Source organism: Legionella impletisoli, assembly GCF_900639875.1.
In the GTDB taxonomy this organism is placed as follows: domain Bacteria; phylum Pseudomonadota; class Gammaproteobacteria; order Legionellales; family Legionellaceae; genus Legionella_A; species Legionella_A impletisoli.
This window is the reverse complement of the sequence record NZ_CAAAIA010000001.1, coordinates 50,236-62,240: the sequence shown is the minus strand read 5'-3', so window position 1 is coordinate 62,240 and position 12,005 is coordinate 50,236. Positions and strand designations below refer to the sequence as shown.

The window sequence follows — 12,005 nt, the reverse complement described above, 5'->3', positions numbered from 1 at the left end:
TTACAGGTATAGAAATCTGAAGGGGGATGTCACTTTGCAAATACATTAAACACGTTTTTCTTTAAAAAAATTGCTTAATAAAGAGGCGCATTCAACTTGTAAAATGCCTTCATCAACCTGGATTCGATGGTTCAATGCCAGTCCATTGGTTAAGTTATAGACTGAGCCACAAGCCCCTGCCTTAATATCGCGGCAGCTAAATACTAAGCGTTTGACACGTGCTTGGACCAGAGCCCCAGCACACATACAACAAGGCTCCAAGGTGACATATAATGTCGTGCCGTTTAAGCGACAATTCTCTACCCTTAACCCTGCTTCTCGAAGAGCAATGATTTCAGCATGGGCACTGGGATCATGCGTTTCTAGCACACGATTCCAGCCGCGGCCAAGTACCTCGTTCGTGTCACTAATTAAGATTGCTCCAACTGGGACTTCCGCCTTTGTCTTTGCGTGTTTAGCGAGATCTAATGCTTGACGCATCCAAAAAGCGTCATCATAACCCGACACAATCACTCCCACTCAATGGTAGCCGGGGGTTTTCCGGAAATATCATAGGTAACGCGAGAAATGCCATCGACTTCGTTAATAATACGGTTTGAAACATGACCTAAGAAATCCCAGGGTAAATGTGCCCAAACGGCTGTCATAAAATCAACGGTTTCTACTGCTCTCAAGCAAATGACATAATCATATCGCCGACCATCTCCCATAACCCCTACGCTTTTAACCGGCAAAAATACCGCAAATGCTTGGCTTACTTGGTGATAAAGTTCAGCTTTATGAAGTTCTTCAATAAAAATGGCATCTGCAAGGCGTAGCTTATCCGCATACTCTTTTTTTACTTGCCCTAAAATCCTAACCCCTAGTCCAGGACCTGGAAAAGGATGACGATAAACCATATCATAGGGTAAACCAAGTTCTAAACCAACTTTACGAACTTCATCTTTAAATAATTCGCGAATGGGTTCCAATAGCTTTAGATTCATGGTTTCAGGAAGTCCACCTACGTTATGGTGCGACTTAATGACTTCAGAGCCGCCTTTAATATGAGTAGCCGCCGATTCAATTACATCGGGGTAGATGGTCCCTTGCGCCAGCCATTGCACGTCCTGAATATTTGCGGCTTCTTTCTCAAACACTTCAATAAATGTTTTTCCAATTTGCTTTCGCTTAGCTTCGGGACATGTGATACCTTCTAGAGCGGTTAAAAATTGTTCTTCAGCCTGTACATGGATGATTTTAATTCCCATATGGTTACCGAACATCGTCATCACTTGCTGGGCTTCATTTAGACGCAATAAGCCTGTATCGACAAAAACACAAATGAGCTGATCTCCGATTGCCTGATGCAATAAAGCAGCGACGACGGATGAGTCAACGCCACCGGATAAGCCCAATAACACCTTACTTGATCCAACTTCAGTGCGTACTTTTTCAATGGCTTGTTCAATAATATTTTCAGGGGTCCAATTAGCTTTGGCGCCACAAATGTCAATCACAAAGCGTTCTAAAATTCGCTTCCCTTGGGGTGTATGCGTAACCTCTGGATGAAACTGAACCCCATAGAGCTTGCGTGATTCATCAGCCATACCAGCGAGCGGTGCATTATTCGTTTCGCAGATCACTTTAAATCCCGAAGGTAATTCAGTCACTTTATCCCCGTGACTCATCCACACATCGAGTAACGCTTGACCTTTTGAATTGGTTTTATCTTCAATGTACTTTAACAATTGACTATGACCATGTAAACGTAACTCGGCATATCCAAACTCACGCTTAGTGGATGTATGTACTTTACCTCCAAGCTGTACCGCCATGGTTTGCATTCCATAACAGATACCAAGAACGGGTAGTTTCGATTCAAATACCCAATCTGGAGCTCTTGGATTGGTTTCTAGAGTAACGGTTGAGGGACCGCCTGAAAGGATAAATCCACATGGATTAAGCGACTTTAGATGATCATTGCTTATATCAAAAGAATAAATCTCACAATAAACACCAATTTCACGAATCCGTCGCCCAATTAATTGGGTGTATTGTGATCCAAAATCTAAAATGACAAGCGGCTTTTTCTTAATCTGGTTCATGGATTAATTATCCACTTGATAATTGGGAGCCTGTTTGGTGATGCTCACATCATGCACATGGGATTCGCGAATACCGGCGTTCGTTACGCGGATAAATTCCGCCTTTTCATGCATCTCTTCAATTGTCTTGCATCCTAAATAACCCATACATGACCGTAACCCACCAAGCATTTGATGGATAATGGTTTGCACGGGTCCTTTATAGGGAACCCGCCCCTCAATTCCTTCTGGAACAAGCTTTTCAGCGCCTTGACTGATATCCTGAAAATAGCGATCACTCGAGCCTTGAGCTTGTGCCATAGCACCAATGGATCCCATTCCACGATAGTTTTTATAAGTACGGCCCTGATAAAGCTCTATCTCCCCTGGAGACTCTTCCGTACCAGCAAAAAGGCTTCCCAACATAACGGTATCAGCACCAGCTGCAATCGCTTTACAGATATCACCTGAGAAACGAATGCCGCCATCTGCAATCACAGGAACTTTCCCTTTAAGAACCGCTGCAACATTGGCAACAGCTGAAACTTGCGGAACTCCGACACCGGTTACAATTCGAGTCGTGCATATGGAACCTGGCCCAATTCCTACTTTAACCGCATCAGCACCAGCTTTTACTAAATCTTCTGCCGCATTTGCGGTTGCAATATTACCGCCAATTACTTGAATTTCAGGATAGTGTTTTTTAATCCATTTAACACGGTTTAAGACGCCTTCTGAATGCCCATGTGCTGTATCGACAACAATCACATCCACCCCTGCGTCAACCAATGCAGCCACCCGCTCGTCAGTACCTTCACCAACGCCAACGGCAGCTCCAACACGCAATTGTTCTGCACTGTCCTTACAAGCATATGGATTTTCTTTAGCTTTTTGAATGTCTTTTACCGTGATTAAGCCACGCAAACAAAAAGAGTCATTCACTACAAGCAGTTTTTCAAGCCTATGTTTATGCAATAAACTTCGAATTTCTTCTCGACTTGCCCCTTCTTTCACAGTAACCAATCGTTCTTTTGGCGTCATCACAGCAGAAACAGGCAAAGACATATTCGTTTCAAAGCGAATATCACGACTCGTTACAATACCAATAAGTTTATCCCCATCCACAACAGGCACACCGGAAAAACTATGTTTATCCATCACTTCTAGGAGTTCTTTTACGCAAAGATCAGGCGTCACTGAAATTGGATCTTTGACCATACCGCTTTCGTATTTTTTAACTTTACGAACCTCCTCAGCCTGAGATAGGATACTCATATTCTTATGAATTATCCCAAGGCCGCCATCTTGAGCCATTGCAATGGCAAGTCTTGATTCGGTCACAGTGTCCATAGCTGCGGAGATAAGGGGCATATTCAGCTCAATATCTCTCGTTAATTTTGTTTTTAAAGACACATTTTTAGGTAAAACGGATGAGTGAGCAGGAATTAGCAAGACATCATCAAACGTTAAAGCCTGTTGGATGATAGAAAGAGGCATACATCAATCCCCCGGTTATATAGTTAACCGATCATTATATAGTAAAACAAGTTAATAATAAACCGGTTGAATTTTGAGGATAACTCCGTGTACACTGGCCATTAATCATATTGATCTGTCAACTATAGGGAAGGGCTAAGCGTTGGCTAAAATAATCGTAGTTACATCTGGCAAGGGCGGCGTAGGTAAAACAACTTCTTCTGCTGCAATTTCAACTGGACTGGCATTAAAAGGTCATAAAACGGTTGTAATTGATTTTGATATTGGTCTTCGTAATCTTGATTTGATCATGGGTTGCGAGCGTCGAGTAGTCTATGATTTTATTAATGTTATCAATGGTGATGCGAGCTTAAAGCAAGCATTAATTAAAGATAAACGCACCCCAGAGCTTTACATCCTTCCAGCATCTCAAACCCGAGATAAAGATGCACTGACTTTAGAGGGCGTCGGTAAAGTATTAAAAGAATTATCGAATGAATTTGATTTCATTGTCTGCGATTCACCAGCGGGAATTGAAGCAGGCGCACTGATGGCGATGCATTTTGCTGATCATGCCATTATCGTAACCAACCCCGAAGTTTCATCCGTACGCGACTCCGATCGCATCTTAGGCATTTTAGCCAGCAAAACAAAGCGTGCCATTGACGGAGGCGAACCCATTCAGGAACATTTATTGCTTACCCGTTACGATCCGGCTCGTGTAGAATCAGGTGAAATGTTGTCTGTCGAAGATGTTAAAGAAATTCTTGCAATACCTTTAATCGGAATAATCCCTGAGTCAAAAGCCGTTTTAAGAGCATCCAATACTGGAACTCCAGTCACTCTGGATGAGCAAAGTGATGCCGGCCTTGCCTATCAAGACGCGATAGCACGCTTCCTTGGGGAAGACCGACCAATGCGATTTGTTAACACCGAGCGCAAAGGGTTATTGCGCCGAATCTTTGGCAAGAACAAGGAGGAAGTTCCAGCATGAGTATATTTAACTATCTGCGAAAGCGTAACACCACAGCCAAAGTTGCGAAAGAACGTTTACAGATTATCATTTCCCATGAGCGTTCAAAACATGATACGCCGGATTACTTCCCTAAGTTGCAAGATGAAATCCTGGCAGTCATCGCAAAGTACGTACCGATTAGCCGCGATCAAGTGACGGTTAATTTAGAACGTCTTGGCGATAATGCTGTTTTAGAATTAAACGTCACCATGCCTGATGACGCTTTAACTCAATAATCGCAACAATTGCCATTCTTTTATTTAATCCCCGATGATGTTTATTCGTCGGTGATGTATCTTTTTGTAAATCAATTTATCAGTCCAAATAACTAAGACGTTTTTCTAATTTCATGCTGTAAGGATATTTCTTTGGTGCTTTTCTTCGCACACGAATTCAAAGCTAAAAGTAAATAATCAACTTCATTTTTAACACATTTTTTCTTAAATCCCACCTATTAACTTATTCGTGAGTCGATTCCATATCAGCTGTATTGCGTGACTTAAACGATGAAGAGGACGATTCCTTCGAAACCATCCAGCGGCTTTTAACAAAACATTGCAAAAGGCTGTTTCATCAAAACATTGACTTTACGAAAGACCAAAGAGCCAAGTCTATTGACAAAACTTACATTAATGAGCAATACCGGGTACCGAAAGATGTCAAGCTAACAGCGCGAGCATTTAAACCCACCAGCAAGTAGTCTTGGTCTGTCGATGTAGCCTCTTGGAGTATTTTTGCAACGACCGCGAGCTGATGTATCCCCACGAATTAATAATGCTGTAAAAGGCAAAATAACTTGCAAACACTACGTGACTAGGAGCTTCTGGCTGAGAAGTCTTTTGCAAACCTTCGAAAGCCATGGATGGCTTTCGAGAGCTACAGGGAAGTATTTACAGCGTGTTTGCGAAAGACTTCTCAGCCAGAAGCTCCGTGCCAACAACCTTGGGCCTCGCCTACGGCTCGGCGCCAACCTACAATTCGTGGAGACATCAGACCGCGAGGGTCGTTGCATGAGCACCAAGCTAATGAACCCGCCTGCTGATGGGTCTCATGGCTGCATGACGATTATTATGGCACAACATAGTCGTTGATTTCATGCAAAGCGGCACATGAACTAAGCCTCAATACCCAAAGCTTCGAGCATTTTATTCTTTTTTGTTGGCTTATTCCTATCTCCTAGCGCGAGCTCTTCCGTGGTAAAATCATCAACGGCAATAGCCTGCTGTCTCGCTGTTTCCGCATCGCGAAGATTAGCTGCTTCCTCAGAGGTTAAGATCCCTTGTTCCTCGGCTTCCGTGATCTGATCAAAAGCTGCCAAAGCAGATAATGATTTTTCTTTAACAGCACAGGACAATTTCTTTTCAAGCTCTTCTACAGAACAAAGTTTCTGAAATGCTTCTTCCACTTGGCCAAGAGGACAGTTTGGCAAAGATTCATGAAATACGAGTCTCGTTAAACGCTCGCGTGATTCATTGGGCGATAAAAGAATTCGCGCAAGTTTTTGACCCAGTTTATCGCTAGGAAGTGCTCTTTGCCTGCCGATCGGTTGGAGAATGATCCGGAGCAGAACTCTAGCCCAACGCATGGGCATATTAACGATAACTCCATGAATCGCTTCTTCAATTTGATAGAACAAATATTGACAACACCAATCTACTAAAGGCTTATCGCTGGCAGGCTCACCATCACGATAAAATCGATGCAGCACACCGGATGTAATATATAAGTAACTAAGCACATCACCCAATCGAGCTGAAATTTTTTCTTTACGCTTGAGCTTGGCACCTAAAGCAATCATTGAGAAGTCTGCTAAAAAGGCCAGATTAGCGCTATACCGATGAACCAATTGATAATATCGTTTGGTGTAGCCATTTGGCGCAGCCGTCAAGCGTCCATCCGTCAATGAAAAGGTGATGGATTTTACAAAATTACCCATAAAAAATGCGGCATGGCTCCAGAGCGCCTCATCAAATTCAGCTAAATTATTCTCTCGAACACTTTCCATTTCTTTTAGTACGTAGGGATGGCAACGAATGGCTCCTTGACCAAAAATAATTAAGCTACGGGTTAAAATATTTGCACCCTCAACCGTAATGCTAATAGGGGCGCCTTCATACCCTCGTCCTAGATAATTTTTTGGCCCAAGGCAAATCCCTTTACCTGCATGAATATCCATTGAGTCAATGCCAATTTGCCGTGCCCATTCGGTAGTATGATATTTAAGAATAGCTCCAGCTACTGCAGATTTTTGGCCTTTGTTAATGGCGCTGGCTGTGGCAGACAAAGCTGCATCAATCATATACGTTTTACCAGCAATTCTAGCTAAAGCTTCTTCTATACCTTCAAAACGACCAATGGGCTGGTTAAACTGCTTACGTACCCGGGCATAGGCTCCCGTCACCAACGATACAGCTTGCGCTGCCCCAACAGCGCTTGAAGGCAGTGAAATGGCTCGCCCAGCACTCAAGCACTCCATTAACATTCGCCAACCATGACCTGCCATTTTGGCACCGCCAATTAAATAATCGATGGGAACAAAAACATCTTTCCCTTGAGTAGGTCCATTCATAAAGGGTGTATTTAATGGAAAATGTCGGCGGCCTTTAACAACACCTGGGTGGTCTGCAGGAATTAAAGCACAGCTTATGCCAATATCTACTTTATCCCCGAGAATATGATCCGGATCAAACAAACGAAACGCAAGGCCAATCACTGTGGCTACTGGAGCGAGCGTAATGTAACGCTTATTCCAGTTCAGTCTAATTCCTACTACTTCTTCACCATTTATTTGTTGAGTACAAACAATACCGGTGTCAGGAATAGACGCTGCATCCGATCCGGCATTGGGGCCGGTAAGCGCAAAACAAGGGATCTCTCTTCCATCGGCTAATCTTGGCAAATAATAGTCTTGCTGTTCTTTCGTTCCATATTTCAAAAGTAATTCCGCAGGTCCCAAAGAGTTAGGAACAGCTACGGTAGAGGCCACCGTAATCGAACGAGCATACAGTTTAACTAAGACTGACATCACACCAACGGCTGAAAATCCTAATCCACCATAGGATTTGGGAATAATCATGCCAAAGAAACCTTTAGTCTTAATAAACTCCCACAGCTCAGGTGGGAGATCAGCGCGCTTATGGGTGATATCCCATTCATCAATCATGCGGCATAACTGATTGACTGAACCATCTAAAAAAGCTTGCTCTTCATTTGATAAGGTCGCTGGCGGAATATCTCTTAGGTGTTTAAAGTCTGGGGAACCGCTAAATAATTCCCCTTCCCATCCAATAGTCCCTGCTTCTAGCGCTTCACGCTCTGTACGTGACATCGTTGGCATAGCCTCTCGCACTTTGTCAAAGAGCAAATGAGAGAGATATTTGCGACGTAAGGGCTTAATAGAAGCTAACACCATTAGGGTAAATAAAGACCAAATTGGTATGGAAACAAAAACACCAAAAGACGCATATTGCGATAACAATAAGGCAACAAGTCCATAACTAATCGTCCATACCGTGAGTGATGCCTGCTTTACAAATAGAAAGCCTGCAGCCCCAATAAGAGCAATCAACATTAAGCAGTTTAACACGTGCATCTCCTTATCAAATGAATACTAAAAACGTATTTTTATTCCAAATCGTTAGAGACTTTCTCAGTATATCTTTCCCTCACGTGCTTAGTTAGCCTAATATTCAGGGCAAGATCATACCATTTTGAACTAAATTTGAAGTCAGTTCATCCTGCGAATTGTGTCATTCCTGCGCAGGCAGGAATCCATTTCTCAACCTGGTACATCACGTTGTTTTCCAGATGGATCCCCGACTGTTCGGGGATGACATAACTTGGATTTTAAAAAAGCAAAGTATGCGTTTGCCCTAGCCTAATATTAGGCTCTAATGCTACCGAATTAAATTAGCTCATCAATTGCCCTAACAATGAGCTCAGCGGTTAATTGTGGATGCTCCATCGGAAACATATGCGTTCCAGAAATTTCGTAACACGTTACATTGTAATTTTTTTTCATATTACGTAAATCTAGGCCATCCACCACATTACTCTTACTGCCATAAATTAAAGCACACGGAACGGTAAGTCGCCCTTCGTATTGATAGAGCATATGAGGAATTGTACGATAAATTTGATACTCTATTGTTTTATCAAATCGCAACGAATACCCTTTATCGCTTTTATTCATACCATATTGAATATAGTCCTCAAGACACGCATCTGTAAAGTGCTTAAACAACTCTCGGCTTCTTAAATAGTTAAAGGCATCTTCTTTTGTTTTCCAAAAATGCCGACGTCCTCTTGTTCTAAAAGCAGGCGTCATATGATCAATCATTCCTAATGTTTTAGAGAGTCTTAAAAGCCGGGACTTAAAACGACCAATGATAGGCGAATCCAACATAACAACAGCCTGAAATAATTCAGGCTGTTCTATCGCTGCTCTAAAACTTAATACTCCACCTAAGGAGTGTCCGACCGCAATCACTGGCTCTGAAGCGTTTGATTTCACGCTGTGAATTAACTCTTCCACTAATTTATGCCAGTTCTCCGTTACTGGATAATCTATGGAATGTCCAATTCGGTCGATATAACAAACATCAAATTGGCTACTTAGCCTAGTCAGCATTTGATGATAGCATGGGGATGGAAACCCATTCCCATGCGCAAAATGAATCATGGGTTTCATGAACGCACCATTTTATGGCGTTCGAATTTAATGCAGGCTAATGCGTAATAAAAATATCCAGCTAAAAGCGCAAGATAAACAAATCCCAAACCAGGAAAAGCAATATCAAAGGTCATCAAAATAAAAAATAGAAGCATTTGCGGCGTTGCGGCCACAGCAAATACTCGACAAGCTTCTATATACTTTAGTTTAAAGCTAAAAAATACTTGAGCGAGAATTTGACCCAATAAAGGTAGCGTTAATAATAAAACCAAATAAATAGAATAAAACAATACGAGCATCACTGGATAAACCATCACTTGGACTAAGAGTCGAATATTCAGAACGCCGCTATTTTCTATCCATTGCTTTGCATCGAAAACCTCTGTATCCCCTTCTGAAATCTTTTGCACTTTGATCTTTTTTTCAGCTGATGAAACCGGGGTTGTTTTAAATAAGGGTGGAGGGGGTGGTTCTCTAAAATACAGCTTATTTTTGGTTATCAGTAAGACTAAATGAGGGTATTGGGATGTAATCTCAGTGATTTTACCCGTGGTATCCACAATAGCCACCACATTACCAGATTTGTTTTTGACAAAATAAGGCATTGGTTTATCAAGCGATACTTCACCTCCTTGAATATAAAGCGGAGGAATCAATTTAATAGGCGCTAGAAGTTCCTGATCAATATAATCCGTCATATAATGGATAACACGAATGCTTAACGGAACACAACCAATAGCAATCACCAAGAGTATATAAAATGCCCCAACCCCTTTCCAGCGTTTGCTGACATCGCGATAAAGACTAGGTGAATAAAAAGAAAGATAGATGGCTTGCCAATAGCGATAAATAGGCTTATCGATTACTCGCAATTCTTTATTCTTACTCATCCCATCCTCCAAGCCTAAGGCCACTTTTTTTACAAAATAGACTCGCTTTATTTAAGTTAATACCCAATGTTAGCTTCTTTTTATTCTCAGGCAATCTATCTAATAATCGAATAGACAACGGAAAATCACCTATTTCACTTGTTACTTGTAGCAAGATATCTGAGCCCATATCATCCATAAATTGCACCCTTGTTTTAATACCCATTGCTACGTCATCTTGTAACTGTTCAAAGTGTTCGGGACGCACTCCCACGATTAGCTCATCTTCTTTTTGAGGGGAACGTTTTAGTGAAGGAATAGGGTGCTCTGTTCCAATCTCTGTTTTAATGATGTTTTGGGACTCGTCAATAGTAGCAGGAATAAAGTTCATTGGGTAATTTCCAATGAATCCGGCAACAAACATGCTAGAGGGCTTTTGATAAAGCTCCTGAGGTGTTCCTACTTGTTCAATATTGCCCTGATTCAAAAGAACGATGCGATCAGCTAACGTCATTGCTTCGGTTTGATCATGAGTCACGTATAGGCATGTGGTGTTTAGCTTTTGATGTAACTTCTTAAGTTCATGTCGCATCTCAGTGCGTAATTTAGAGTCTAGGTTTGATAAGGGCTCATCAAATAAAAACACAGCTGGATCACGGACAATCGCTCTGCCCATGGCAACCCGTTGCCGTTGACCTCCTGATAAAGCCATAGGTTTTCGATACAAATAAGGTCTTATCTGCAGGAGATCGCTTACTTCTTCAACGCGTTGTTGAATGGCTTTTTTATTCATGCCACGCATTTTCAAGCCATAAGCCATATTTGAAAATACCGTCATATGAGGATATAAAGCGTAGCTTTGAAAAACCATCGCCATATTACGCTTTGAAGGAGGAATTTCATTAACACATTGATCATTGATTAAAATACTGCCCTCACTCACTGTGTCTAAGCCTGCGACAAGCCGCAGTAATGTAGATTTTCCACTGCCTGAAGGCCCCACTAAAGCAACAAACTCGCCTTTTTCGATATTAAGATTAATGTTATTTAAAATGATGGTGTCATGATAACGCTTACTCACTGAATCAATATTAACCGTTGCCATTAGTTCCTTAACCCTTTTTCAAACCAACGTTGAAGCGTGAGGACTACAATACATGGCGGCGTTAGTGCAATTAACGCAACCGTCATAATATAATGCCACTGTGGTATTTGATCCGCCACTCCTGCCAAGTATCTAATCCCCATAACAATGGTTGCCATTTCCGTGTTTGTTGTAACCACTAAAGGCCATAAGTATTGATTCCAGCCATACACGAACAAAATAATAAATAAGGCTGCAATTTGAGGTAGTGATAGTGGAATTAAAACATCTAGAAAAAATCGCCAAGGCCCTGCTCCATCCATTTTTGCAGCGTCTACTAATTCATTAGGTATGGTTTTGAAAAACTGACGAAACAAGAACGTTGCAGTAGCTGAGGCCATTAAGGGCAAGGTTAATCCGGCAAACGTATTTAACCAACCAATTGACGCCACCACTTGAAAAGTCGGGACAATACGAACTTCAACGGGAAGCATTAACGTCATAAAAATTAATATAAAACAAATTTTTTTAAGCGGAAAGTTGAAATAAACCAGCGCAAAGGCCGACAGTAACGCGAGTAGTACTTTCCCTACTGCTATCATTAACGCCATAATAAGGCTATTTAACAACATCCTGGCAACCGGTTCTCCACCCGTTGCGGCCAAACCTTCGCTAAGCACAGTCATAACGTTCGTGATAAAGGCGCGACCAGGTAATAGCGGAATGGGGGCATGCATCAGCGCTCCGCCCTCATGACTTGCAGCCACAAAAGCAAGGTATAAAGGCAAAAACATACATAAAACAAACCCACATAGTAACATAT

The 12,005-nt window shown here is 41.9% G+C and carries 11 protein-coding genes; 3 read left to right on the top strand and 8 right to left on the bottom strand.

All coding sequences use genetic code 11. From position 1 onward, the window contains the following. Positions 1-45 precede the first annotated feature (45 nt). The 3 genes from tadA to guaB are packed head-to-tail and all read right to left on the bottom strand — an operon-like array spanning position 46 to position 3,563. Positions 46-507 carry a tRNA adenosine(34) deaminase TadA gene (gene tadA, locus E1O41_RS00300; RefSeq protein ID WP_165481048.1) on the bottom strand — a complete coding sequence of 154 codons (462 nt, stop codon included), beginning with the start codon at positions 505-507 and terminating at the stop codon, positions 46-48. Between the two features lie 2 nt (positions 508-509). Next, entirely contained in the window at positions 510-2,087 is a 1,578-nt protein-coding gene (gene guaA / locus E1O41_RS00295) for a glutamine-hydrolyzing GMP synthase (RefSeq protein ID WP_131775313.1), read from the bottom strand. Between the two features lie 3 nt (positions 2,088-2,090). Further along, positions 2,091-3,563, bottom strand: coding sequence for an IMP dehydrogenase (gene guaB / locus E1O41_RS00290; protein ID WP_131775312.1), 1,473 nt, complete (start codon positions 3,561-3,563; stop codon positions 2,091-2,093). Between the two features lie 142 nt (positions 3,564-3,705). On the opposite strand from guaB, the gene minD reads away from it, so the two are divergent. From minD to E1O41_RS12000, 3 genes are all read left to right on the top strand, one after another. Then, positions 3,706-4,536, top strand: coding sequence for a septum site-determining protein MinD (gene minD, locus E1O41_RS00285; RefSeq protein WP_131775311.1), 831 nt, complete (start codon positions 3,706-3,708; stop codon positions 4,534-4,536). Then, positions 4,533-4,793, top strand: a complete 261-nt coding sequence (gene minE, locus E1O41_RS00280) for a cell division topological specificity factor MinE (RefSeq protein ID WP_131775310.1) — start codon at positions 4,533-4,535, stop codon at positions 4,791-4,793. Before minD ends, minE begins: the two co-directional genes overlap by 4 nt. Before the next feature lie 254 nt (positions 4,794-5,047). Then, positions 5,048-5,257 (top strand): hypothetical protein, encoded by a 210-nt coding sequence (locus tag E1O41_RS12000; RefSeq protein ID WP_165481047.1) that lies wholly within the window; start codon positions 5,048-5,050, stop codon positions 5,255-5,257. 414 nt (positions 5,258-5,671) lie between these two features. Here the strand turns inward: E1O41_RS12000 and E1O41_RS00275 are convergent, their stop codons facing one another. The 5 genes from E1O41_RS00275 to ugpE all read right to left on the bottom strand — a co-directional run bounded on the left by E1O41_RS00275 (position 5,672) and on the right by ugpE (position 12,003). Then, the gene (locus E1O41_RS00275; RefSeq protein WP_131775309.1) at positions 5,672-8,143 is read right to left on the bottom strand and encodes an acyl-CoA dehydrogenase; all 2,472 of its coding nucleotides are present in this window, start codon (positions 8,141-8,143) and stop codon (positions 5,672-5,674) included. Positions 8,144-8,461: 318 nt separating this feature from the next. Continuing rightward, positions 8,462-9,247 (bottom strand): alpha/beta fold hydrolase, encoded by a 786-nt coding sequence (locus tag E1O41_RS00270; protein ID WP_131775308.1) that lies wholly within the window; start codon positions 9,245-9,247, stop codon positions 8,462-8,464. Beyond that, complete coding sequence (locus E1O41_RS00265) at positions 9,244-10,119, bottom strand: DUF1189 family protein (protein WP_131775307.1); 876 nt, start codon at positions 10,117-10,119, stop codon at positions 9,244-9,246. The genes E1O41_RS00270 and E1O41_RS00265 overlap by 4 nt, the downstream gene beginning before the upstream one ends. Then, positions 10,112-11,203, bottom strand: a complete 1,092-nt coding sequence (locus tag E1O41_RS00260; RefSeq protein WP_131775306.1) for an ABC transporter ATP-binding protein — start codon at positions 11,201-11,203, stop codon at positions 10,112-10,114. Before E1O41_RS00260 ends, E1O41_RS00265 begins: the two co-directional genes overlap by 8 nt. Then, entirely contained in the window at positions 11,203-12,003 is an 801-nt protein-coding gene (gene ugpE, locus E1O41_RS00255; protein WP_268237620.1) for a sn-glycerol-3-phosphate ABC transporter permease UgpE, read from the bottom strand. The genes E1O41_RS00260 and ugpE overlap by 1 nt, the downstream gene beginning before the upstream one ends. Positions 12,004-12,005 lie beyond the last annotated feature (2 nt).

Bases quoted from the DNA above. Each gene is read 5' to 3' on its own strand.
- guaA (WP_131775313.1), bottom strand. From the start codon at position 2,087: ATGAACCAGATTAAGAAAAAGCCGCTTGTCATTTTAGATTTTGGATCA.
- guaB (WP_131775312.1), bottom strand. From the start codon at position 3,563: ATGCCTCTTTCTATCATCCAACAGGCTTTAACGTTTGATGATGTCTTG.
- minE (WP_131775310.1), top strand. From the start codon at position 4,533: ATGAGTATATTTAACTATCTGCGAAAGCGTAACACCACAGCCAAAGTT.
- E1O41_RS00270 (WP_131775308.1), bottom strand. From the start codon at position 9,247: ATGAAACCCATGATTCATTTTGCGCATGGGAATGGGTTTCCATCCCCA.
- E1O41_RS00265 (WP_131775307.1), bottom strand. From the start codon at position 10,119: ATGAGTAAGAATAAAGAATTGCGAGTAATCGATAAGCCTATTTATCGC.
- E1O41_RS00260 (WP_131775306.1), bottom strand. From the start codon at position 11,203: ATGGCAACGGTTAATATTGATTCAGTGAGTAAGCGTTATCATGACACC.
- ugpE (WP_268237620.1), bottom strand. From the start codon at position 12,003: ATGTTACTATGTGGGTTTGTTTTATGTATGTTTTTGCCTTTATACCTT.